The organism is Corynebacterium sp. HMSC074C01 (assembly GCF_001814605.1).
Classification (GTDB): Bacteria; Actinomycetota; Actinomycetes; order Mycobacteriales; family Mycobacteriaceae; genus Corynebacterium.
Genome location: NZ_KV817280.1, coordinates 78,139 through 101,902, shown reverse-complemented (window position 1 = coordinate 101,902; position 23,764 = coordinate 78,139). Strand labels below are relative to the sequence as shown.

Genomic DNA, 23,764 nt, shown 5'->3' with positions numbered 1-23,764 from the left:
GTCACTGGTTCAATCCCAGTATCGCGCACAAGGAGTTCCTTGCGGACTCCATGGCAAGCTCCGCCTTGCCACGCGGATGTAGCGCAGTTGGTAGCGCATCACCTTGCCAAGGTGAGGGTCGCGAGTTCGAGTCTCGTCATCCGCTCCACATTGAGTGCCCCTCCAGTTTGGAGGGGTACTTTTGGTTTTCTGTATTACGACTTCCAAGGCCGGCGGAGGGGGCTCTTCCCCGTCGACGAGAGAACCGCCAGCCGGCTGTTTATGATGTTTCTCACAGTCTTGCCGTCTCAAGAAAGCAGACATCATGAAAGCCATTTCTCCACCTTTGTCTTCCCCGCAGGGCCTGTTACGCGGGGTCTTTGCTATTCTCGCAGTGCTTGTCATCGCGTTTCTCAGCCCGGCGTCGGTGCCAGCTTTTGCACAGAATCCCACAGGGGTGACTTCCAGTGCCGAGCCGAGCTCTGAAGCCGTCCCCAATGGGGGTGCCGCCGATTCCCAGAGTGGTGCAACGATGCTTGTCCTCGACTCCTCTGGCTCGATGAATGTGCAAGACGCTGGCGGGCAGACTCGTCTCGACGCGGCGAAAGACGCAACGAAGAAATTCGTATCTGAACTCGGTGGCACCATTCCACTGGGACTCGTTACCTATGGCGGTACGGTCGACGAGGCACCAGAGAACCAAGAAGCAGGGTGCCAGGACATCCACGTGGTCAGCGGTCCTAAAGAGGACGTAGGGGACTCCTTCACGGGTCCTAATTGATGCACTCCAGGCGAAGGGCTATACCCCGATTGGTGATTCCCTGAAGAAGGCCGCCGAGGGATTGGGCGGTCAGCACGGCACCATTGTGCTTGTCTCTGATGGAATCGATACCTGCGCGCCGCCGCCAGTATGTGAGGTGGCCAAGGAACTCCACGAGCAGGGCATTGACCTAGTCATCAACACCATTGGCTTTAACGTCGATGAGGAAGCCCGCAAGGAGCTTACCTGCATTGCAGACGCCGCAGGCGGCGAATATCTCGACGCCGATGATGCAGACTCACTGGCGTCAATGATTAAGAAGGCCGCTGGACGCGCCGCGGACATCTACCAATCCGATGTCGAACACATTGAAGGTAGCAAAGATATCTCACAGCCAACGGAGCTGCCGCGTTGGGAGTCAGGAGAGGACTTCATCTTTCGCGCCGAGTTGGATGCCCCGCCGAATGCTGGCAAGGAGTCTCGTACCGATTTCCATGCTGAGTCATGGTCTATCCCCGTCAAGCCGGGTGAGCGCTATGTGGCGACGATGTACAAGACACTCGAAGGTGCAGTGGGAACACCGAACGACCTGTTTTTGAAGACGTTTTTCGGCGATGGTAGGGAACCGCCAACGGGTACGCATGGTGGTGACGAAGGCGCAGATGATTGCACAGCTGACTGGGACAGTGCGGACACCGGCTCTGTATCTGAGGCCTTGCCAAACACTAGCGCGTATACCTACGAAATCGGTTCCAAGAATTGCCAGGGCGACTTAGTCTTGACGGCGATGCGCGCAGGCCAGTACAAGGCCGATGAACCTATCGACGTGGAGATCCTGCTTCACCGTGTTGACCCAGTATCCAACATTGACGAGCTTGTAAGTGGTCTTAGCAGCGAGCTGGACGGCGAACTCCATGCCAACGCCAACGGTGCTGAACAGATGGCTCCCGGAAACTGGTTTGACAATGCCACGGAGCTTCGTAGCGGTCAGACCATCGAAACCGACATTGTTCAGGGCGAAGCGCACGTCTACAAGGTCCCCATGAAGGAAGGGCAGCAGTTGGCTGCCGCAATTAGAGCTGGAGAGGTTTCGGATGAGAAGGCTCTCCAGTACTCAGGCCTCGATGTGTCTATTCTCAATCCAGTTCGTGAGAAAGCTGGAGAGCATGAGTTTTTGATCTGGCCCAATGAGGGGGATGAGGGATCGGCTTCGGCAGCAAGCCCTACTGCTTTTACCAACCGCTTCAGCTCGGATGCCGCACCCTCTTATGGCAACGCGAACTGGTTGGAGGGGGACTACTACATCGTGGTGACGCTAGGAGCGGGCAAGGGGGATGATTTAGGGGAGAGCGGCGACAACCTCACTGATAAGCGTGCCACCATGAAGTATTACCTCACGTCCAAAGTGTTGGGTGATCCTATTCAGGGGCCGAAGTACGAGCCAGTCAGGGACAAAACCGAAGAGTCTCGCCCTTTGGACGGAATCAAGACGGATGCGAAGGAGCAAGGTCGCGGTGCCGATGACAAGTCCGGTAAGACGATGAGGGGGCTTCTATACGTACTGGGGCGGCGGGCCTTATCTTCTTGATTGCTCTCATTGTCCTTCTGGTATTTCTTCTCCGAGGTCGTGGAAGGTAAAACTCGCAGCAAACGCTCGCGATGAAACATTTTTCAACAAGATTCGCTGCGGCGGGGAACTTTCCTCCTCGTCGCAGCGACTAGTTGTTAACCTCGCACATTCCGTGCGGGGTAAGGATTGGCTCGAGGATCCCTCCCGGCGATAGGATGAGGGAACCTTCAATCAAAAGTTTCATCAGACCATCAAGGAGTAGTCCGGGAAATGCAGCTGCGTCAGGTCACTACGGGAATTGCCGCTGGGGCCGCGGGCCTTGCGATTGGGTTGTCCGCGCCGCTAGCGGTGGCACATGACTCAGTCATTGGCGGAAACGTGGTGGGTGACGCACCGCTGGAGGAATTCCCCCGCGAAATCACGCTGGAGTTCTCTGGTATTCCCCGGGATGACTTCAATACTTTTGCCGTGAGCGATAAGTCAAGCGGCGAGGTGCTTTTTGACGCCACCCCAACCATTGATGGCCGCAATCTCACTGTTGAGGTTCCTCAGGACATTGAACCTGGTGATGGTGAATACCAGGTAGGTTTCCGCATTACCTCCTCCGATGGTCACTCCACGCTCGGTTCCGTGCCGTTTAGCGTGGGCTCTGGGGCCGGCGGGAATGAGGCCGCAGATGCTTCGGCCGATGGCTCCCAGGAAGGCGAAGAGGCACAGGAGTCTCAGGATCCGTTGAGTTCCTTGCCCACCGCGGCCAAATGGATCATTGGCGTAGGAGCGGTTCTCGTCGTCGGCGCAGCGCTCTTTGCCTTCGGAGCAAAGACCCGCCGCGCAGGTGGAGAAGGCTCAGAAGACTAAACACCACCCGCCTCCGATGAGGCGAGGGTCAATCCGCACTTTCCTTAACTACTGTTACTGCAGAAAGGCATGTTCCATGCTGAATACCCGTTCTTTCCTCCGAGTCTCCCTGGCGGCTCTCGCGGCTGGTAGCCTGACCTTGGCGGCTTGCTCCCCGAGCGAAGAGGATTCCGCCGCAGCTCCGTCGAGCGCTGCAACCAGCGCTGAGAAGGACAAGGATGCAGAGACCAGTGCTTCGGCTTCTTCCTCCGCTGAGTCTGGCGTAACTTTCGAGGATGCTGTTGTGCGCGCTATGGAGAAGGACTCCGATATGACCGCTATCTTCGGCACTCTCCACAACGACACGGACAAGGACATCAACGTGGTTGGCTTCAGCTCTTCGGTGAAGGCGAAGCACTACGAGATCCATGAGGTTGTCGATGGCGTCATGCAGGAGAAGGAAGGCGGCTTCGATATTCCTGCCGGCGAATCCCTCGAGCTCGCGCCGGGCGGTTTCCACTTCATGTTGATGGGAGTGACCGAGCCTGCTATGGCCGGCGAGACTGCCACCCTCACACTGGAGCTTGCCGACGGTTCCACGATCGAGCTCGGTGACATCCCGGTGCGCACCATTGGTGCCGGCGATGAAGACTACGGCGATATGGGCCACATGAACCACGGCGATATGGACCACGGATCCATGGACCATGCAGAGCACATGGACCATTCGGAGTCCGCAGACATGTCTGACATGAAGAAGGAAGAGCACGCGCACTAGAAACCAGCGTGTTCCGGGCCAAGGTAGGCAAGAAATCGGTTCTCACGAGATAGGGAGAAATCAAAGATGAGCGGGTTCGTGGAACCTGTCAGTCGGCGTGGATTGCTCGCCGGAAGTGCTGTGGCGGCAAGCGCGGTAGCGCTTGCAAGCTGTGCGAAAGGGGATGAACCTGGACAGGCATCTGCGGATGCCTCCCGCGCAGCGCAGGCTGGTGACGCCGGAAGCACCGGCCCGGAAAGCCGCGAGGAGACCATGGGTGGCGATATCGTCGCCTTCGACGGCAAGCACCAAGCGGGCATCCAAACTCCAGTCCAGGCGCACGTGGAACTGGTGGGCTTTAACCTGAAAAAGGGGACCACCGCTCGCGGCGCGGCCGCGCTCATGCGCCTGTGGACGGAAGATGCCCGCCGCCTGTGCACCGGTGAGAACCCGTTGGGCAGCCTCGAACCCGAATTGTCTACCACCCCAGCAAACCTCACCATTACGTGCGGTTGGGGAGAGGGATTTTTCGACACGGTGGACGTCGCCAAGCCCAGCTGGCTGCGCGATATCCAGCCTTTTGACCACGATGACCTCCGCCCGGAATGGGGCCAGACGGATATCGTCCTGCAGATCTGCAGCGATGATCCTTTCACTGCTGCCTTCGTGTTGCGGCATATGACCCGCGCGGGCAAAGATTATGCTGACGTTGCCTGGATCCAGCAGGGATTCAGCCATGCCTATGGTTCTGCACCGAAGGGTGTTACTCCGCGCAACCTCTTCGGGCAAAAGGACGGAACGGTCAATCCCCGAAGCGATGAAGACTTCAACGAGCAAGTGTGGATCGAAGAAGGCCCCTTCGCTGGCGGCAGCGCCATGGTGGTGCGCCGCATCCACATGAACCTGGATACATGGGAGCAGCTTGATCGCGCGGCACGCGAAAACTCGACTGGACGCACGCTTGATACCGGAGCTCCTATAGGCGCTAAGGACGAGTTTGACCCGGTGGATCTGGATGCGCGAAACGAGTTTGGGCTCAAAGCCATTGATGAAAACTCGCATGTCGCCAGAGCGCATCCGCCGGCAGAGCATCCGGAGCAAAAGCTTCTGCGTCGCCCGTATAACTACAACCTGCCGCCGACTCCGGAGACCACCAAGCGCGAAGAGCTCAGTAACGCTGGATTGATCTTCATCTGCTACCAGAAGGATCCAACGGCCCAGTTTGAGCCCATTCAGGCACGTCTTGATGAAGCGGATCGTCTCAACGAGTGGATTACCCACATTGGTTCGGCCGTCTACTACATGCCGGCCGGAACTGAGGGTGAAACCTTCTGGGGCGAATCGCTCATCCGCAGTTAAGAGGGGTAGACTAAGCCGCTGTAACTTTCTCGTTGAGTGCTGCTCGGCCAGGTATGTCGAGTGGCGCGTGAGCGCAAAGGAGCGCACCAAGTCATGGCGGAAATGATTCCAGCAGTCCCGGTGAACTACGAACCAATCACGGTCCCGGCCGGTACTGCCGTGGGAGCAGCGATGCGCGAGCATGAGCTGCCCAACAAGGGCCCCGAAGCAGTAGTCGTCGTCCGCGGCGCCGATGGTACTCTCTACGACCTTTCCCACACTCCGGACACTGACGCCGAGTTCACTCCGGTTGCTGCCTGCGAGGAAGACGGCCGCGCCGTTATCCGCCACTCCTGCGGACACGTCATGGCCCAGGCCGTGCAGGCGGAATTCCCCGGTACCAAGCTGGGTATTGGCCCGGCCATCGAGAACGGCTTTTACTTCGACTTCCAGACCGCTGAGCCCTTCACCCCAGAGGACCTGAAGGCCATTGAGAAGCGCATGAAGAAGATCATCAAGGGCGGCCAGCGATTTGAGCGCCACGTCTACTCCTCCCCGGAGGAAGCAGAGCAGGCGCTTGCTGCCGAGCCGTTTAAGCTCGAGCTGGTCCAGGACAAGGGCAACGTGGACCCTGATTCCGACGAGGCCGCTGAGGTGGGTGCCGGGGATCTGACTCACTACGACAACGTCAACCCGCGCACCGGCGAGGTCGAGTGGTTCGATCTGTGCCGCGGCCCGCACGTTCCGACCACCAAGTACATTCCAGCATTTGCCCTGACGCGTTCTTCTGCCGCCTACTGGCGCGGTGACCAGTCCAAGGCTGGTCTGCAGCGTATCTACGGCACCGCCTTCGAGTCCAAGGAGGCCCTGGAGTCCTACAAGACCATGGTCGAAGAAGCTGAGAAGCGCGACCACCGCCGCTTGGGCGCTGAGCTGGACCTGTTCTCCTTCCCGGATGAGATTGGCTCTGGTTTCCCGGTGTTCCACCCCAATGGCGCCACGGTGCGCATGGAGATGGAGGAGCACTCCCGCCGCCGCCACATTGCGGACGGCTACTCCTTCGTGTCCACCCCGCACCTGACCAAGGGCGACCTGTTCAAGAAGTCCGGCCACCTGGATTTCTACGCGGATGGTATGTTCCCGCCGATGCAGCTCGACGGTGAGTGGGATGAGGACGGCAACTGCACCAAGCAGCCGCAGGACTACTACGCCAAGCCGATGAACTGCCCGATGCACAACCTCATCTTCGCTTCTCGTGGTCGTTCCTACCGTGAGTTGCCGCTGCGCCTCTTCGAGTTCGGAACGGTCTACCGTTACGAGAAGTCGGGCGTTATCCACGGCCTGACCCGCGCCCGCGGCTTTACCCAGGATGACTCCCACATTTACTGCACCCCGGAGCAGCTCGAAGAAGAGCTGACCAAGGTTCTGGAGTTCATCATTTCCTTGCTCAAGGACTACGGCCTGGATGACTTCTACCTCGAGCTGTCCACTAAGGACCCGAACAAGTACGTTGGCTCGGATGAGATCTGGGAGCGCTCGACGGCTATCTTGCAGTCGGTTGCGGAGAAGTCCGGCCTCGAGCTGGTCCCGGATCCAGCGGGTGCAGCATTCTACGGCCCGAAGATTTCCGTTCAGGCTCGCGATGCCATCGGCCGTACCTGGCAGATGTCCACCGTGCAGCTGGACTTCAACCTGCCGGAGCGCTTCGAGCTTGAGTACACCGCGTCGGATGGCTCCAAGCAGCGCCCGATCATGATTCACCGCGCACTTTTCGGTTCCATCGAGCGTTTCTTCGGTGTGCTACTTGAGCACTACGCCGGCGCCTTCCCGGCATGGCTGGCACCGCATCAGGTGGTGGGAATCCCGGTGGCGGATACCTTCGCCCCGCACCTCGAGAAGGTCTGTGCCGAGCTGCGCTCCCGCGGCCTGCGCGCTGACGTCGATACCTCTGATGACCGCATGCAGAAGAAGATCCGCAACCACACCACCGGCAAGGTCCCGTTCATGCTCCTGGCAGGTGAGCGCGACGTCGAGGCAGACGCCGTGTCCTTCCGTTTCCTTGACGGCACGCAGGTTAACGGCGTGCCCGTGGAAGCTGCGGTCAACGTCATCGAGGCTTGGGTTCGTGAGCGCAACAACGAGCAACCGACGAAGGACAGCATCGCCGAGCGCGTCTAGATGCATATGCACCTAGGCAGAGGCTAGAAAGGGAGAATACTAAGAGTGGGAGAATACGTCGATACCGGCCTGGGAACCCCCGACCGCTTAGAGCGCCTGTGGGCGCCGTACCGTATGAGCTACATCAAGCGTGAGGGCGGCGCCGGCGACGTGCCAAAGGAAGCCCATAATCCGTTCGTGGAGATTCCACAGATGTCGGACGAGGACGGGCTCATCGTTGCCCGCGGCGAGCTTGTCTATTGTGTTCTCAACCTCTATCCCTACAACGCCGGGCACATGATGGTGATCCCATACCGCCAAGAATCTGAGCTGGAAAACCTCACTGAGGAAGAATCTCGCGAGCTCTTCCAGTTTACACAGGCCGCCATCCGGGTCCTTAAGAAGGTGTCCGGCCCCGATGCCGTCAACGCAGGCTTTAACCTGGGGCGGGCCTCGGGCGGATCGGTGGGGCAGCACCTGCACATGCACATCGTTCCGCGCTGGAGCGGAGATTCAAACTTCATGACTATTGTGGATGGCGTTAAAGTGCTGCCGCAGCTCCTCAAAGACACCCGCTCCCTGTTGGCGCAGGGGTGGGCGGAGCTCGCCGCTGAGGGAATCATTTCAGGAGAAGCGCATGCTTAGTGTTCATGGGCGCAAACCCGCCGCCGTGGTTGTGGTCCCAGTGGCCAAACTCTTCCTGAAGATGGGGCTGACACCCAATGTCGTTACCGTCGTGGGCACGATCGTCACGATTGCTATTTCGGTTATCCTGATCCCGCTTGATCACCTCTTTGCGGCTGCGCTGCTGTCGGGACTCTTCGCCGCTTTCGACATGCTCGACGGCACCATGGCGCGCCTGACCACCGGCGGATCCAACTTCGGCGCGACTCTCGACGCCTCCTGCGATCGCATTACCGACGGCGCTTTGTTCGCAGCAATCGCCTATTGGATGGTGTACGTCGATAACGCCCACCCGATTAACTTCGCCGCCTGCATGGTGGTGCTCGTGAGTTCCCAGGTCATCTCCTATGTCAAGGCGCGCGGCGAAGCCTCCGGTTTTAAAATGGTCGGCGGACTCGTCGAGCGCCCCGAGCGGCTTATCTTGGGCCTCGGCGGCGTGGGCCTGGAAGGCTTGGGCGTGCCTTATGCACTCGAGGTTGCCCTGTGGCTGCTGGCCGTGGGCTCTGCCTTCACCATCTACCAGCGGATGCGCCAAGCAGCGCGTCAGGACACTAAAGCGCGTTTCAAGAAGGATCTGAAGCACCTTTAGCCCGACACCCTCTTCCACCCCGGAAGGTATCGCGCCCCCGGCCCACACAGAAAGGCTCCCGAACCGTGGCTCTACTGGACCGTGACCGGCTGACCGCCGCCGCATACATCGCGTGCTGGAAGGTTGTGCGCTTCCTTCCCCAGCCGCTGGCTGCTTGGCTGTTTGAACGCGGTGCGGATCTGGCAAGTGATAACGGCCAAGGCATGGAACAGCTGCGCCAGAACCTGAGCAGGGTGGTGGGGGCGGAGAATGTCACGCGGGAACTGGTCCGGGATTCGATGCGCTCCTATATGCGCTACTGGCTCGAGGCTTTCCGTCTGCCTGCCATCCATTCGGACCCTGATCTGCAGAGGAGTCTATTGGCAGGCCTGCGCGGCAAGGAACATGCAGATGCCTCCGTGGCTTCCGGGCGCGGGGTGGTTTTCGCGCTTCCGCATTCAGGCAACTGGGACATGGCGGGTGTCTTTTGTGTGGGGCACTATGGCGGCTTCACGACGGTGGCTGAGCGCTTGAAGCCAGAGGTGCTTTTCGACGCCTTCGTGGACTACCGCGAGAGTCTTGGCTTCACTGTCCTGCCACTGACCGGTGGCAATTCTTCTCCTTACCCGCGTTTGAAGGACACGCTGGAACGCGGTGGGGTGGTGTGTTTGTTATCCGAGCGGGACCTCACGCGCACCGGCGTGACGGTAGACTTCATGGGCGAAAAGGCTAATGTTGCCGCCGGCCCCGCCCAGCTGGCCATCGAGACAGGAGCTGCACTCCACGTCGTGCACTCGTGGTTTGACGGTAAGGGTTGGGGGTTGTCCGTCAGCCCCGAAGTGGAGGTCACTGACCTGCAGGAGACGTGCCAGCGCCTCGCGGATGGCTTTGTGGAGAACATCAGGGCACATCCAGAAGACTGGCACATGTTGCAGCCACACTGGAACGCCGACGTAGAACGCCGGCGCGCTTCCCGCCAGAAGAAGTAGAAAGGCAGAACACAGACCATGCGCATAGGTATTATCTGCCCCTATTCCTTCGACGAACCTGGTGGGGTTCAGGCCCACATCCTTGACTTAGCGACCGTGTTTATTGAACAAGGGCACCATGTGGAGGTACTGGGGCCGGCGTCGACAAGCACGCAGGTCCCCAGCTTTGTTCGCAAGGGCGGCTGGGCGGTGCCGATTACCTATAACGGTTCCGTGGCTCGTCTTGCCATTGGCCCGCACGTGCACCGAAATATCAAGCGCTTCATCCGCGAGGGGGATTTCGACATCCTCCATATCCATGAACCCAACTCCCCAAGTTATTCCATGGCTGCTCTGGCTGTGGTGCGCGGGCCCATCGTGGCGACGTACCATGCTTCGGCCTCGAGCTCTCTGGTATTGACCCTGGCCAAGCCTTTCCTTCGCCCGTACTTGGAAAAGGTTCGGGGAGGTATTGCGGTTTCAGAGATGGCGCGCCGCTGGCAGGTTGAGCAGTTGGGAGGGGACCCTGTGCTCATCCCCAATGGGGTCGACACCTCTGTCTATGCGCGCGAGCGTGCCCGCGCTGAGCATAAAGAGAATAATTCAGAAATTGAGATTGTGTTCTTGGGCCGCCTCGATGAGCCGCGAAAAGGCCTGGACATTCTTCTTGAGGCACTCACGCTGCTCCCGCAACCGGTCCGGGTGACGGTTATGGGCGGGGGACACCCGCGACGTGTTCCGGGGGTTGACTTCGTGGGGCGTGTCAGCGATGCCGAGAAGGCGGCTATTTTGGGGCGCGCTGATATTTATGTGGCTCCCAATACAGGCGGCGAAAGCTTCGGCATTGTTCTTGTTGAGGCAATGGCCGCTGGATGCGCAGTGGTGGCTTCAGATCTGGAGGCCTTCGCCGCGGTGTGCAACGCAGACTCGGAGGAACCCGCGGGCGCCTTATTCAAGAACGGGGATGCTACGGACTTAGCGCGGGTGTTGGAGGATTTGGTGACCCATTCCGACAAGCGGCAAGCCTTGATTAAGGCGGGGGTGGAGCGTGCCCGCGAATACGATTGGGATCATGTGGCCGCAGCTGTCATGCAGGTATACGAGACTGTGGCGGATGGCACGAAGGTTCGGGTGTCTTAAATGGCTATCGAGATAGTTATCGCCCTCGCTGTGCTCTTCGTACTCGGTATGTGGGCGCTGTACACGGCGCAGCGGCTTAACTCGCTCCACATCCGCACCGATGCAGCATTGGCGCAGCTTGAAGCCACTCTGGATCGCCGCGCGGCAGTGATAAGTGCCTTGGCTCCTGAGCTTGAGGTCATCGCGGCGCGCGCTGAGTCAACGGAGCTTGTGCAAGGGCATTTCGATGAACGAGCTACCCGGGAACGGGAGCTCTCGGCGGCTATTGCGCAGCGTTTTGAATCACGCCCGCCCGTGCTTGCCGACGCCGAAGGTCGCATCCACCTAGCGCATCGCTTCTACAACGAGGCAGTCAGCGATACTCGCGCGCTGCGCCTGCGTCCCGCGGTCAAGCTGCTGCGTCTGGGGGGAACCGCGAAATTGCCGGAGTACTTTGAGCTCAGCCAGATCGACGTGTGACTCACCCGCCCTGTCACACCCGCGCCTGATTTGCTCTTGCCACGCGGTACTCAAGCAGATGCCAATAGACGGCACAAGCGGTCATCGCCACGATAAGGAGGTTGCGCAACACGAGTGCGTACACCGGGTTAGGGTTTTCGCCCACATAGAGCCAGATGTAGTTATAGCCATAGGGATAGATGACGGTTCCCAAGGCCGCCGTTCCCACAGCGAGTACCGCCATGATGGCGCGTACCCCTTTAATGTCAGCGGCCGCCTTCCGTGGGGTATTGGCCGCCGTGGGAGTAGGAGAGCGAAGCGCCACTGCTAGTATCGGCCCAAGCCACACGATGTACTGCGGAGAGAAGACCTTATTCGTCGCGATGAGAAGGAGGATCGCCGCGATGAAGAAGACAAGGGTCGAGTGCGGACTCCAATTCCCGCGCAGAAATTGCACGAGTGCCACCCCTATGATCCACACGAGGGCCGCTCCCATGGCGATACTGCTCAAGGCAACTGCCGTGTCGACGCCAGGGCCGGAGATCTCATAGCTTTTCGAAGCCGCGTATCCCATCGTCCACACATCAGGCTGGCGATGAGCTTGGTACACGAACCACGTGGCGGCCAGAGATTCGATCTGGAGGCCGCGCTCTCCTTGATAAGTCAACGGGGAAAGAACTCTGTCCACGCTGGTCATTGCTGCCACGCCGATGCACAGGGCAACGAGACATCCAAAGAACGCGGCTAGCCGCTGCCACGTAGCGCGGGAGGTTGCGCGCCCGACAAGCCCGGCAGCGAGGACACCGGGCCACAGCTTCGCAGCGGTGGCCCAAGCCAACAGAACCGAGGCAAGCCGCGGGCGGGTGGCCAGAAGTGCGCCCGCACCGGCAACCAATAAGGCGGGGTAGAGATCGAGCCGCCAGGTAAATACATGTCCCGCTGCGGTGCCGAAGAATACCCAGAACCACCCGGCGCTATACGCCCCTGGGGTGGAGCGGTGATGGCGCAGGAGGAGGGCGAGGAAGGTGGCGTCGGCAAGCAGCATCATTGCCGTAAAGCCGATGGCATAGCGCTCAAAGTCGTAGCCGGTAAGCCACGCGAGCAGAACGCTGGGCCAGGTACCGACTTGGGGATATTCCGTCATGTCGCTGGGGTTAGCGCCGTAGACACCCTCGAGGTAATACCGAACGTCCCCGAGCGGACCCTTCTCGTTGAGGAGTAGGTAGATAAGGAAAAGGCGTGCCAGCACCCAGCCAGCCCAAATACTTGGGGCCTTAGCGATTATTTTCAATGGCGGACTCGACGTCGACGGGTGGCCCTAACATGAGCAGAACGCTGAAGACTACGGCTACGACGAGCAGCGCAATGAGCGCGGTGCGCACCGGATGGCGAATGGCCTGCGCCAAGATCGTGTCGAAGACACCGTGTGGCTCCGCGTCATCGTCATTGCTAAACCGCCACGGGCCGGCGACGAGTCCGCGCCGCGATACCCATACAGCAAAGGGCAAGGCCGCGAAAGGGATTACGGTTACGGCCAACCCCAGAATTCCCACGCCAAGTGACCACCGGTTATTGATCCAGACCAGCGCCGTCATGAGCAGGAAACAGAGGAAACCGAAGCCGTGGATACCTCCCGCGATGGGGGTGAGTACTTCGGTCGTGCCGGAGTACTTGAGGATCATGGAGAAGATCAGCAGGCCCCACGTGAACATTTCCAGGTACGCGGCCACACGGTGCACGCTGTGCGGGGTGGTTGAAGTCATGCGGAATATAGTACGCAACTCCCGAGAGCGGATCAGCACGTGAGTAGGATGGTCGGGGTTAGTGTGGCGAGCGCCATAACAGAAAGGAAAGGGGAGCAGAACATGGCATCGGTGGCCCAGGCGGTCGATATCGAGCGGATCGGTGACGACGAGTTCCGCGGCCCTGTGGTTCCCTCGCTCATTACACGCACCTTTGGCGGACAAACCATGGCGCAGGCGCTGCGGGCAGCGCAGCTTACTGTCGATGAGAAGCTAGTGCACTCTATGCACTGCTACTTCGTGGGCCCGGGCGATTCCAGCGTTCCCACTACCATCCAGGTCGAGCGGATTAGGGATGGCCGTTCTTTTGCTCATCGCCACGTGCGGGTCTACCAAAAGGACCGCATGATTTTCATGCTCAGCGCCGGTTTCCACGCGACTGGGGATATCGGCCCTGAGCATCAAGCCGCAATGCCACAGGTACCGCCACCGGAGAGCATTAAGGACTCGCCATACTACACCCGCATCATTTTGAAGGAATGGGAAGACTGGGACGTGCGGCTCATTCCGGACGCGGAGCGCGATGCTGTCGCCGCCGAAACCACCGGGGCAGGGTTTAGAAATATCTGGTTCCGCAACACCGGTGACCTGCTTGGTGCTACCTCTGACCAATCCCTCCACCAGGCAGCGTTGTTGTATATGTCTGACATGACGTTGATCCGCACGGCGCTTCTCCCGCACCAAGGCGAAAGGATTCAGCTAGCCAGCTTGGATCATTCGCTGTGGTTCTTGCGCCCGGTCCGGGTGGATGAATGGATGCTGTATTCGCAGTCCAGCCCGTCAGCGCAATCCGGTACGGGACTTGCCCAGGGAAAGATTTTCAACCAGCGCGGCGAGCTACTGGCCGTGGCGATGCAGGAGGGGCTGACGCGCACCTTGCATCCGGATAGTGATGGCTCCAGCGCCAATGGCAATTGGCAAAACGTCTAGGATGCAGGCGGGGCACGGCCCCCTGTGCTGGTGGAGGCTCGGTGAGGCCGTATAATTACAACAGTTTCCACACAAGTCTTTTAAGCCACATCGAAAGGGATGACATGGCAGGCCACTCTAAATGGGCAACAACGAAGCACAAGAAGGCGGCGAACGATGCCAAGCGTGGCAAGGAATTTGCCAAGCTGATCAAGAATATCGAGGTGGCAGCACGCACCGGCGGCGGTGACCCCGCAGCCAACCCCACCCTTGATGACATGATCAAGAAGGCTAAGAAGGCCTCCGTTCCCAACGACAACATTGAGCGCGCCCGCAAGCGCGGTTCCGGCGAAGAGGCTGGTGGTGCCGATTGGGAAACCGTGATGTACGAGGGCTATGGCCCGAACGGCGTGGCCATGCTCATCGAGTGCCTGACGGATAACCGTAACCGTGCGGCGACGGACGTCCGCACTGCGATGTCTAAGAATGGCGGCAACCTCGGCGAGTCCGGTTCCGTGGCATATATGTTCTCCCGCACCGGTCTGGTTATGGTGGAGAAGGGCGAACTCAGTGAAGATGACATCCTTCTCGCCGTCCTCGAGGCCGGCGCCGAAGAGGTCAATGACAACGGCGAGAAGTTTGAGATCACCTGCGCACCGGGCGATGTTCCTGCCGTGCGCGAGGCGCTCGTTGCTGCCGATATCGAGGTCGATGACACCGATACCGACTTCCGTGCTTCCGTTGAGGTGCCGCTGCAGGCAGATGATGCCCGCAAGATCTTCCGCCTCATCGATGCTCTCGAGGATTCGGATGATGTCCAGAACGTTTATACCAACATGGACTTAAGCGAAGAGGTCCTCGCCGAGCTGGACGAGGACTAAGAAGGCTAGTCGAGCTCGAGGCCTTCCATGCCATGAGCAGTCACCGTCTCTGACAATGGTGCGCGGCCCGGGGCAGTCTTGAACACGGGGCTGGACTGGTCTGCTACGCCGAAAGTTAGGGCGGTGACGAGTTTGTAATCCTCGTCCACGCCCAGGAACTCACGGACGGTTGGGGCGAGCAGCGAAATCATGCCCTGCGGGACGCCGTGATAGCCGTGCGCCTGGAGCGAGAGCAAAAAATTCTCCGCATAGGTGCCTTGGTCAAAAGCGGCACGGATGCGGTCACCCATCGGGGGAATGAAAAGCAGCGCGGTGTGCGGGGCGCCGAAGAAGCGAAGGTTTTCACGGATAAATTCCGTGCGGGCTTCTTTATCCTCACGGGCAATGCCGAGGAGCCCATACATTTTGGCTGCCAGTTGCTGAGAGCGCTGCGGGTGAACGCCTTGACCGTAATCAATCGTGAAGTCTGGGTTGATGCCGTTCTTATCGAATTCGGATATGAGAGCAGCGCTTAGTTCTTGCAGTGCCGTACCGCCGACGAGGTGCACATTCCATGGTTGGGTATTGGAATTGGAGGGGGCGGATCGGGCGTCGATAAGCACCTGCTTTATGACATCAGCGGGGAGCGGCTCCGGAAGGAATGCGCGCGGTGAATGGCGGGAACGGATAAACTCTGAATAGTCATTAGGATGTTGAGACATGCGCGCCACTCTACGCCGCGCAGTAGGAGAGGCGAGTAAGCGGCTTGGGGGACTGCCTAGACTAGAACACATGTGTGTACACTGTTCCTAGATAAACAAGCGCTTCACAAGGGCGCGTGTAACAAGGGCGAGGAGGCGGCCGTGAACTTGGAGGGGTTGCGCGTTATGGGCATTGATCCCGGTCTGACGCGTTGCGGTCTGTCAGTTGTCCAAGCCGGTTGTGGGCGTGGGGTCATTCCCATCGCCGTAGGGGTCGTCCGCACCCCCAGCGACAAGGACTTAGGGGAGCGCCTGAAGCGACTATCGGTGGCAGTCCGGGAATGGATGGATGACTATAAGCCGGATGTCGTGGCCCTCGAGCGCGTATTCGAACGCGGTCAAGTCTCAACCGTGATGCAGACCGCGCACGCAGTTGGGGTATTGGTCCTTGCCGCAGCAGAGCGGGATATTCCGGTGCACATGTACACCCCTTCCGAAGTCAAAAAAGCAATTTCGGGCAATGGGCGCGCTGATAAGAAGCAGATGACTGCCATGATTACTCGAATCTTGGGGCTCAGTGAGGCGCCTAAGCCGGCCGACGCTGCGGATGCCCTAGCCCTAGCCGTGTGTCACTGCTGGCGTGCGCCAGCCCTGGCATGGATGACCGGTGGTGATGCGAGCGCTGGCGTCGGGGCCGGGGCACGAACGAGCGGAGTACGCGGCACCTCGCCGCGTACCGCATCCGTCTCCCGGGCGGCGAAGACGACCTCCTAAGCTAACTGGCACAACCACTCACACCAAGGAACCCTATTAATGATTGCATCTTTGCGCGGAACCGTCCTAGACATCCAGCTTGATCATGCCGTGCTGGAATGCGCTGGCGTGGGCTATAAGGTCCTGGCCACCCCGGCCATGCTGGGAACCCTACAGCGTGGCGAGGAAACGCGGATCATGACCACGCTCGTGGTAAAGGAAGACTCGATGACGCTTTACGGCTTCACCAGTCAGGATGACCGCGATATGTTCCACGTCCTCCAAACGGTTTCTGGCCTGGGGCCAAAACTGGCTCTAGCTGCCCTGTCCGTGATGAGCGCGGGCGATTTGGCTCAGGCGATTGCGGGGGAGGAGGCCGCACGCTTGCAGAAAATCCCGGGAGTGGGCAAACGCGTTGCGCAACGGTTAATCCTAGAGCTCAAGGATAAGGTCAAGGCCTTCGCGCCGGCAGATAACGCAGAACTCTCGGCTGCTGCCCCGGCCGCAGCCGGGCCGGTGGTTGAGGATGTCGTCGAAGCGCTTATTGGGTTGGGCTTTACTGATAAAATGGCCCGCCCCGTGGTGGAATCTGTGGTGGCAGAGCAACCTGATGCGGCGACGCCGGTAGTGTTGCGCGCTGCGCTGAGCCAGCTCGGCGCCAAGAAATAGGGGAGAGTGGGTGACATGTCAGACGTAGAACGCACTGAGTTTAAGCTGCCGGAGGGGATGGATTTAAGCTCACCACCGCAGCGTAACCAGGATGTGGACGCCACTGAGCAACAGGGCGAGCACGATATTGAGCGCTCTCTGCGCCCAAAGTCCCTCGATGAATTCATTGGCCAACCCAAGGTGCGCGAGCAGCTGTCGCTCGTGCTCAATGGCGCGAAGAACCGTGGTGTCACCCCGGATCACGTGTTACTCTCTGGCCCGCCTGGGTTGGGCAAGACCACCATGGCGATGATCATCGCCCAAGAGCTGGGAAGCTCCTTGCGTATGACCTCGGGCCCGGCGCTGGAGAGGGCAGGGGATTTGGCGGCGATGTTGTCGAACCTGATGGAGGGTGATGTGCTCTTCATCGATGAAATTCACCGCATCGCCCGCCCGGCTGAGGAAATGCTCTACATGGCAATGGAGGATTTCCGCATCGATGTCATCGTGGGCAAAGGCCCGGGAGCGACCTCCATCCCGCTGGAAATCCCACCTTTTACTTTGGTGGGAGCGACAACCCGCGCGGGCATGCTAACCGGACCGTTGCGTGATCGCTTCGGTTTCACCGCGCAAATGGAGTACTACGATACTGAGGATCTCACCCGGGTCATCAGCCGTGCAGCGCGCATTCTGGAGGTGGACATCGATCAGGATGCCGCGGTGGAGATCGGCTCCCGCTCGCGTGGAACGCCGCGTATTGCCAACCGGCTTCTGCGCCGAGTCCGCGACTATGCCGAAGTCAACGGGGATGGACATATTGATGTTGCAGCTGCCCAGGCGGCGCTGCGGGTCTTCGACGTCGATGAGCGCGGATTGGACCGCCTTGACCGCGCGGTGCTCGGGGCTTTGATCAAGGGCCACGGCGGTGGCCCCGTAGGAGTGAATACCTTAGCTATCGCGGTGGGCGAGGAACCATCGACGGTGGAGGAGGTCTGTGAGCCCTATCTCGTGCGCGCCGGCATGATCTCACGAACTGGCCGCGGCCGTGTGGCAACAGCCGCTGCATGGCAACACCTAGGACTGGAGCCGCCCGAGGGGGCGGTTGGCGGGACCCTTTTTTAATTGGCCCGGAGGTAGGGCGGTCTGGCACACTGGCCTTTTATGAACGGAACTCAACTTCTTCTTCTCCTTGTCCTCGCCATCCTCGTCATCTTGCCGAGCTTCATGTCGATGCGTGCGCAGCGCAAGCGCCAGGCGCAGATGCAGAAGCTCCAATCCTCGCTGCAGGCGGGGCAGGAAGTGATTACCGCCGGCGGCCTCCACGGCACCGTCGTGGAAGCCCGCGGCGAGCAAGTTGATCTGCAGGTAAAGGATGGCACGGTGATGACCTTCGACACCATGGCCATCGTTCGCTCCGCTGACGCAGCCAGCGCGAACACTAATGAACCGGTCGAGGCGGAGGACGAGAGCGACGAGCGCTTCCCGAAACTCTAAAATTGCGTTGCGCTCGTCACAGTACGGGCGCGTACCTTAAGCCTGTTAAGGAAAACAACGGTCCATGACGTACCATGGTGGACTGTGCTTTAGTCATGGTGGCACCGCGGCGTCCAGTGCGTGCGCGGCGTTAGCTGCCATGACCTATGATTTTTAGCCCTGTTCCTCACAACACAGGAGATCTTTGTGTCCGCTTCGAAACGTGGTGGCGTTAGCAGCCGTCAACGGCAATGGCCCAAGCGTGCGATGGCGCTCTTCGCGCTCATTGTCATCGTGGTTTATGCGCTGATATTTTTGACCGGTGATAAATCACCAACCCCCAAGCTCGGCATTGACCTGCAGGGCGGAACCCGCGTAACCCTGGTGCCACAGGGTGAAGACCCCACCCAGGAACAGCTGCAGCAGGCGCGCACCATCCTCGAGCAGCGCGTGAACGGCATGGGCGTATCCGGCTCTGAGGTCGTCATCAGCGGCGACAGCTTGGTCATTACCGTTCCCGGTGAAGATGCTTCCCAGGCGCAGGCCGTGGGCCAAACCTCCCAGCTGTTGTTCCGCCCAGTGGGCGAGCAGCCAATGCCAGATATGGACAAACTTGAAAAGACCATGACGGACATGGCTAACCGCTGGGTTAAGTACGGGGTAGTAAGTCCGGAGCATGCCAACCAGTCGCTGGCCTCCATCCACGAAGCACTCAACCAGAGTGCCGACGCTGCCCAGGGCGGCGATCAGAAGGACAAGGAGAAGGATGACAATTCACCGGCTCCGACCGTGAGCGAAAAGCCGCTTCCGGACCCAGCGAACTCCCTTGAGGAAACTGAGCGCCGCGACAAGGTCACTGAGGTTCTGCTCAAGGACCGCCAGTCCGAAGACCCTACCGTGCAGACCGCAGCCCTGGGGCTGATGACCTGTGATGCGGAATCTGATCCGCTGGCAGGTACCGACGACCCCGCAAAGCCCTTGGTGGCTTGTGATTACTCGAATCAGCAACCCTACATTCTTAACCCGGCTCCGCTGCTGGACGGTATTGACGATCCGCACGGAACTCGCCTGACCGGTAATGAGATTGATAACAACGCCCCGATTCAGGGCGGGCTGAATTCTCAGACCGGACAGATGGAGATTAACTTCGCCTTCAAGACCGGCGATGGGCCCAATGGTTCGCAGACCTGGGCCACCCTGACCCAGGAGTACCTGCAGAAGCAGGTGGCTATCACCCTTGACTCCGCCGTGATTTCCGCGCCGGTGATCCAAGGTGCGACCCCGGTTGGTTCTGCTACTTCCATCACCGGTGACTTCACGCAGGAGGAGGCCCAGAACCTGGCCAATAACCTCCGTTATGGTGCGCTCCCGCTGTCCTTTACCGGCGCTAACGGCGAGCCGGGCGGCACGGTAGAAACCGTTCCGCCATCGCTGGGTAAGGCAGCTCTTGAGGCAGCGCTCATCGCGGGCATCGTGGGCCTCATTCTGGTTTCGCTGTATTCCATCTACTACTTCCGTGCTCTGTCTTCGGTGGCCCTGTTGGTCCTCATCGCAACCTGCGTCCTGCTTTATGGCGCACTGGTTCTGCTGGGCCGGTGGATCGGTTACTCGCTTGACCTTTCCGGCATGGCGGGCTTGGTTATCGGTATTGGCGCCACGGCTGACTCCTTCGTGGTTTACTACGAGCGTATGAAGGATGAGCTCTTGAGCGGACGTACCTTCCGCTCCGCCACCCGCACTGGTTGGGAGCGTTCGCGAGCCACGATTGTCACCGGTAAGGCCGTGACCCTCATTGGCTCCGTGGTGGTCTACTTCTTGTCCATTGGCGCAGTCAAGGGCTTCGCCTTCACCATGGGCCTCACCACCATCTTCGACCTCGTCGTATCCTTCCTGATCATGGCACCGCTCATGCAGCTTCTTGGTAGCCGCCCGGCCTTTGCCAAGCCGTCCATGAACGGCCTGGGCGGTATTTACAACCTTGTGGAGGAGCGCCGTGAACGCGGCTTTTATGCCAAACCGGCCAAGAAACTCGTGGCTACTGCTACGGATGAGGAGAAGTAACCATGGCTGTCGAAACTACTAACCGCAAGATTTCCCGTTTTGACCGTCTCTATGTGGACGGCAGTGGATTTGACTTCGTGGGCCGGGCTAAGACCTGGTACACCATCGCCGGCGTGCTGCTTATTGCCTCGATCCTGGCTATCGTACTTCGCGGCTTCAATCTGTCTCTTGATTTTGAGGGCGGAACGAAGCTCAACATGCCTGCCGGCGATCTTTCTACTGAACAGGTAGAAGAAACCTTCACTGAAGCCACCGGTGTCACTCCGGAGCTGGTGCAGATTGTGGGTGCCGGTTCCTCGGAGACTCTGGAGATCACCTCCGAGCGCCTATCGCAGGAGGAGGTTAACCAGGCCCGCCAGGCCATCTTTGAGACGTACCAAGTCAAGGACGACAACGGCAAGCCGAGCCCGGATGCAATTGGCTCCTCGACGGTGTCGGAATCCTGGGGTTCGTCGATCACCCAACGCATGGTCGTTGCCATGGCGGTCTTCCTCGTACTGGCCACCATTTATGTGGCGGTCCGCTTGCAGCGCGATATGGCCTTTGCCGCAATCCTCGCGCTCATCTTTGACGGCGTCTTCATCGCGGGTATCTACGCGCTCTTCGGCTTCGAGGTGTCCCCGGCCGTCATCATCGGTCTGCTGACAGTTCTGACCTTCTCCCTCTACGATTCCGTCATTGTCTTCGACAAGGTGGATGAGAATACAACGGGCCTGGAAGGCCAACGCAGGAAGACCTACGCCGAGCTCACTAACTTGGCCGTTAACCAGACCGTGATGCGTTCCATCTCGACCTCCGTGATTTCGGCCTTGCCTATCATCGCGCTGTTCGTCGTCGCTGTGTGGTTGATGGGCATTGGTACTTTGCGAGATCTGGCATTGGTCCAGTTCATTGGCGTTATTGAAGGTGTCTTCTCCTCTATCTTCCTAGCCACCACGTTGCTGGTGACCTTGTCGAATCAGCGCAAGAGTGTCAAGAAGCACAACGAGGTGGTCGCTGCCTACCGTGCTGAGGGTGGGAGCGCCGAAGCAGAGGGTGAGGATGCGCCGAAGGCAACGCGCACCGTGGCATCCCCGGCCGCAGCTTCCGCACCAGCCGTAACGCAGACCGAATCCGGGCCGCGTAGCGACGAGTCTGGTAGGGCGTCCTGGCGCCCTGGGCGCTAAACCGTGCGTATTCCATCAGTCGCGGCGCTGCTTGCAGCCGTAGCGCTTGCTGTGACCGGATGCGGGGCACAGGAAGGCGGCACTGACAAAGACACACCACCTTCGCGCTTTGCGGTGCTGGCCGACGCCCCCATTGCCACCAGCAATGCCGCCACGGCGTGGGGGGATGCGGTGGGTGCTGCCCAGCTGGCAAGCCGCGTGTTCCCGGCACTCTACGTACCGGGCCCGGCGGGGCAGATGGTCCCTAATTCAGATCTCGCCGATGCTGAATTCTTCCCCGCCGAGGGGGAAAACGCTGGGGCGCACGTGGACTTTACGCTTACCGAGCAGGCGCGTTTTGCCGACGGCGAACCCGTGACCTGTGACGACTACCTTTTGGCCTTTACCGCCGGGCAGTTGAGCGAGACTTTCGGTTCCCACCTTCCACTGATGGAGGAAGTGACGGAGGTGGAATGCGCGCCCCATAGCAAGAAGTTCACCGTATGGTTTACACCCGATTCCGGTTCGCGGTGGCGCTACTTGTTTGGGCCGGGTTCGGTAGTCCCAGCACACGTGTTGGCCAAGCGGGCCGAAATGAGCATCGAAGAACTCAATGCAGCTCTGCATTCCCAGGACGTTGCGACTTTGCAGCCGGTAGCAGAGGCGTGGCGCTATGGTTTCTCTATGGAACCAGGCCGCTTTGACCCGGAGTTACAGGTTTCCTTCGGTCCTTATAAAATCGAACGCGTGGAGGATGACGGTGCTATCGTGCTGACCTCCAACGAAAACTATTACGGCGATAAGCCGACTCTGCGCGAAATCCTCATGCTTCCGAGAAGCGCAGACGCCGCCGCGTTTGTCGCCTCAGATGAGCTCCGCGTTGCCGAAGCCGCCACCGCGTCACCGTCGTGGTTCGACCGGGATGCAGAGGGCAAGCCAGTGGAGGTGACGTCTGTAGCGGGAAGTCTGACAGACACCTTAGTATTCTCCGATGCTGGGACTCTTTCCCAGCCGTGGGCACGCGCTGCCTTTGCGGCCTGTGTGGATGCACAGCGTTTGGCGCAGGTCTCGTCGAAGGAATCGGGCGTGGACGTTCCTGCTGTCACAGTCCGTACCGTGCGCAATGATGATCCGGTCGCGGCGCAGATGTCCTCGCTGACAACCGTTCCGCTAGACAATGCAACGGCATCCGGCCTATCCGGCTACACCATCGGAGTGGGTTACCTCGCGCCTAACCCGCGTTATAAGGCGATGGTGGAGGAGCTCCGCGCGGCGTGCGAACCGGCGGGAATCACGGTGGAGGACCGTTCCGGTGAGCGGGTTTCCCGTGCGCAATTGGCCGCAGATCCTGCAAGTGGGCTGCCGGAGATAGATGTCTACCTCGACGCCGTGGATCCGATGCGTGAGCATTCCGCGCCGTCCTCTAGCGTGAAGCACGCGGCGGCGCTGCGGAATCTGGAGCAGGAATTGTGGGAGGAGCTGCCTTCTATTCCCATCGCCGCGCAGCCTCGCACATTCATTGTCGACCGCGCTGTCACCGGCGTGGTGCCCTACACTGGCCTTGCGGGTATCGGGTGGAATCTCGACCGTTGGAGCTATAGCCCCACAACAGCAACTGAAACAAAGGAAGAGTCGTGAGCGAGATTTACGTCGCAGCAGCACAAGCCTTGAAGGATAAGGTGCGCCTTGTCCAGGATTTCCCAGAGGAGGGAATTCTTTTCGAGGATCTGACCCCGGTGTTGGCTGATGCTGATTCCTTCACCGCGGTTGTCGATGGCTTGGCAGAGGCCTGCAAGGAGCTTGGCGCTGACATGATCGGTGGCCTCGATGCACGCGGTTTCCTGCTGGGTTCAGCCGTAGCCTACAAGCTGGGACTAGGTATTTTGGCTATTCGCAAGAAGGGCAAGCTCCCGCCGCCCGTCTTGACCCAGGAGTACGAGCTGGAATACGGCACTGCAGCACTGGAGATCCCCAATAGCAGCATTGACATTAAGGGCAAGCGCATCGTGCTTGTCGACGACGTCCTCGCCACCGGCGGCACACTCCACGGCGCCACCTTGCTCTTGGAATCCGCTGGAGCTGAAGTCGTGGGCAACGTCGTGGTCTTAGAGGTTCAAGGACTTGAGGGCCGCGAGCGCCTGCAAGGTTCTCCGCTGATTGTGCTCAACCAGATGGGGTCGAAGGACTAAGGTTGTATGCCTAAGCTACTTCGCGGA

At 59.7% G+C, this 23,764-nt stretch carries 24 protein-coding genes and 2 tRNA genes (1 of these 26 cut by a window edge); 23 read left to right on the top strand and 3 right to left on the bottom strand.

The genetic code is table 11. The features are described 5' to 3' along the window. The 13 genes from HMPREF2978_RS13335 to HMPREF2978_RS07020 form a co-directional block, all read left to right on the top strand. Positions 1-28, top strand: a tRNA-Val gene (locus HMPREF2978_RS13335); it begins 150 nt to the left of the window's first position. A gap of 44 nt (positions 29-72) precedes the next feature. After that, positions 73-148, top strand: a tRNA-Gly gene (locus tag HMPREF2978_RS07070). Between the two features lie 156 nt (positions 149-304). Next, positions 305-760, top strand: a complete 456-nt coding sequence (locus tag HMPREF2978_RS13330) for a VWA domain-containing protein (protein WP_210398341.1) — start codon at positions 305-307, stop codon at positions 758-760. A 61-nt stretch (positions 761-821) separates the two neighbouring features. Continuing rightward, complete coding sequence (locus HMPREF2978_RS07065; protein ID WP_210398340.1) at positions 822-2,327, top strand: vWA domain-containing protein; 1,506 nt, start codon at positions 822-824, stop codon at positions 2,325-2,327. A gap of 252 nt (positions 2,328-2,579) precedes the next feature. Continuing rightward, positions 2,580-3,167 carry a copper resistance CopC family protein gene (locus tag HMPREF2978_RS07060; RefSeq protein WP_070527308.1) on the top strand — a complete coding sequence of 196 codons (588 nt, stop codon included), beginning with the start codon at positions 2,580-2,582 and terminating at the stop codon, positions 3,165-3,167. Between the two features lie 76 nt (positions 3,168-3,243). After that, positions 3,244-3,924, top strand: coding sequence for a copper chaperone PCu(A)C (locus HMPREF2978_RS07055; protein WP_083316510.1), 681 nt, complete (start codon positions 3,244-3,246; stop codon positions 3,922-3,924). A 66-nt stretch (positions 3,925-3,990) separates the two neighbouring features. Next, a complete protein-coding gene (locus HMPREF2978_RS07050; protein ID WP_070744788.1) occupies positions 3,991-5,262 on the top strand; it encodes a Dyp-type peroxidase in 1,272 nt (423 codons plus the stop codon). Positions 5,263-5,355: 93 nt separating this feature from the next. Next, on the top strand, positions 5,356-7,419 hold the full coding sequence (thrS, locus tag HMPREF2978_RS07045) for a threonine--tRNA ligase (RefSeq protein WP_070744787.1): 2,064 nt from the start codon (positions 5,356-5,358) through the stop codon (positions 7,417-7,419). Between the two features lie 45 nt (positions 7,420-7,464). Next, the gene (locus tag HMPREF2978_RS07040; protein ID WP_070744785.1) at positions 7,465-8,043 is read left to right on the top strand and encodes an ATP adenylyltransferase; all 579 of its coding nucleotides are present in this window, start codon (positions 7,465-7,467) and stop codon (positions 8,041-8,043) included. Further along, the gene (gene pgsA, locus HMPREF2978_RS07035) at positions 8,036-8,671 is read left to right on the top strand and encodes a phosphatidylinositol phosphate synthase (RefSeq protein ID WP_010190189.1); all 636 of its coding nucleotides are present in this window, start codon (positions 8,036-8,038) and stop codon (positions 8,669-8,671) included. The genes HMPREF2978_RS07040 and pgsA overlap by 8 nt, the downstream gene beginning before the upstream one ends. 65 nt (positions 8,672-8,736) lie before the next feature. Continuing rightward, the gene (locus HMPREF2978_RS07030; RefSeq protein ID WP_070744783.1) at positions 8,737-9,639 is read left to right on the top strand and encodes a phosphatidylinositol mannoside acyltransferase; all 903 of its coding nucleotides are present in this window, start codon (positions 8,737-8,739) and stop codon (positions 9,637-9,639) included. 18 nt (positions 9,640-9,657) lie between these two features. Next, positions 9,658-10,758 carry a glycosyltransferase family 4 protein gene (locus HMPREF2978_RS07025; protein WP_070744781.1) on the top strand — a complete coding sequence of 367 codons (1,101 nt, stop codon included), beginning with the start codon at positions 9,658-9,660 and terminating at the stop codon, positions 10,756-10,758. After that, on the top strand, positions 10,759-11,217 hold the full coding sequence (locus HMPREF2978_RS07020) for a LemA family protein (protein ID WP_070744777.1): 459 nt from the start codon (positions 10,759-10,761) through the stop codon (positions 11,215-11,217). Positions 11,218-11,230: 13 nt separating this feature from the next. Here HMPREF2978_RS07020 and HMPREF2978_RS07015 read toward each other — a convergent pair whose 3' ends face one another. Both HMPREF2978_RS07015 and HMPREF2978_RS07010 read right to left on the bottom strand, forming a co-directional pair. Continuing rightward, positions 11,231-12,445: a DUF2029 domain-containing protein gene (locus HMPREF2978_RS07015; protein ID WP_070744775.1), complete on the bottom strand. Its 1,215-nt coding sequence runs from the start codon at positions 12,443-12,445 to the stop codon at positions 11,231-11,233. 25 nt (positions 12,446-12,470) lie between these two features. Beyond that, positions 12,471-12,959 (bottom strand): DUF3817 domain-containing protein, encoded by a 489-nt coding sequence (locus HMPREF2978_RS07010; RefSeq protein WP_070744773.1) that lies wholly within the window; start codon positions 12,957-12,959, stop codon positions 12,471-12,473. A gap of 102 nt (positions 12,960-13,061) precedes the next feature. On the opposite strand from HMPREF2978_RS07010, the gene HMPREF2978_RS07005 reads away from it, so the two are divergent. Beyond that, complete coding sequence (locus HMPREF2978_RS07005; RefSeq protein WP_070744771.1) at positions 13,062-13,928, top strand: acyl-CoA thioesterase; 867 nt, start codon at positions 13,062-13,064, stop codon at positions 13,926-13,928. Between the two features lie 104 nt (positions 13,929-14,032). Next, positions 14,033-14,788: a YebC/PmpR family DNA-binding transcriptional regulator gene (locus HMPREF2978_RS07000; RefSeq protein WP_070446794.1), complete on the top strand. Its 756-nt coding sequence runs from the start codon at positions 14,033-14,035 to the stop codon at positions 14,786-14,788. A gap of 5 nt (positions 14,789-14,793) precedes the next feature. On the opposite strand, the gene HMPREF2978_RS06995 is transcribed toward HMPREF2978_RS07000, so the two are convergent. Then, positions 14,794-15,489: a nitroreductase gene (locus HMPREF2978_RS06995; RefSeq protein ID WP_083276479.1), complete on the bottom strand. Its 696-nt coding sequence runs from the start codon at positions 15,487-15,489 to the stop codon at positions 14,794-14,796. Positions 15,490-15,630: 141 nt separating this feature from the next. Between HMPREF2978_RS06995 and ruvC the strand changes: the two genes are divergently transcribed. From ruvC to HMPREF2978_RS06955, 8 genes are all read left to right on the top strand, one after another. After that, positions 15,631-16,242, top strand: a complete 612-nt coding sequence (gene ruvC / locus HMPREF2978_RS06990) for a crossover junction endodeoxyribonuclease RuvC (RefSeq protein WP_070744892.1) — start codon at positions 15,631-15,633, stop codon at positions 16,240-16,242. Between the two features lie 39 nt (positions 16,243-16,281). Continuing rightward, a complete protein-coding gene (gene ruvA, locus HMPREF2978_RS06985; RefSeq protein ID WP_070744769.1) occupies positions 16,282-16,890 on the top strand; it encodes a Holliday junction branch migration protein RuvA in 609 nt (202 codons plus the stop codon). Between the two features lie 15 nt (positions 16,891-16,905). Next, positions 16,906-17,991 carry a Holliday junction branch migration DNA helicase RuvB gene (gene ruvB / locus HMPREF2978_RS06980; RefSeq protein WP_070527613.1) on the top strand — a complete coding sequence of 362 codons (1,086 nt, stop codon included), beginning with the start codon at positions 16,906-16,908 and terminating at the stop codon, positions 17,989-17,991. Between the two features lie 39 nt (positions 17,992-18,030). Next, on the top strand, positions 18,031-18,363 hold the full coding sequence (gene yajC, locus HMPREF2978_RS06975) for a preprotein translocase subunit YajC (RefSeq protein ID WP_070527356.1): 333 nt from the start codon (positions 18,031-18,033) through the stop codon (positions 18,361-18,363). 246 nt (positions 18,364-18,609) lie between these two features. After that, positions 18,610-20,403, top strand: coding sequence for a protein translocase subunit SecD (gene secD, locus HMPREF2978_RS06970; RefSeq protein ID WP_210383640.1), 1,794 nt, complete (start codon positions 18,610-18,612; stop codon positions 20,401-20,403). A 2-nt stretch (positions 20,404-20,405) separates the two neighbouring features. Continuing rightward, positions 20,406-21,569 (top strand): protein translocase subunit SecF, encoded by a 1,164-nt coding sequence (gene secF, locus HMPREF2978_RS06965; protein ID WP_070527362.1) that lies wholly within the window; start codon positions 20,406-20,408, stop codon positions 21,567-21,569. A gap of 3 nt (positions 21,570-21,572) precedes the next feature. Continuing rightward, the gene (locus HMPREF2978_RS06960; protein WP_070527365.1) at positions 21,573-23,186 is read left to right on the top strand and encodes an ABC transporter substrate-binding protein; all 1,614 of its coding nucleotides are present in this window, start codon (positions 21,573-21,575) and stop codon (positions 23,184-23,186) included. Continuing rightward, positions 23,183-23,737, top strand: coding sequence for an adenine phosphoribosyltransferase (locus HMPREF2978_RS06955; protein WP_070527368.1), 555 nt, complete (start codon positions 23,183-23,185; stop codon positions 23,735-23,737). The genes HMPREF2978_RS06960 and HMPREF2978_RS06955 overlap by 4 nt, the downstream gene beginning before the upstream one ends. Positions 23,738-23,764: the final 27 nt, after the last annotated feature.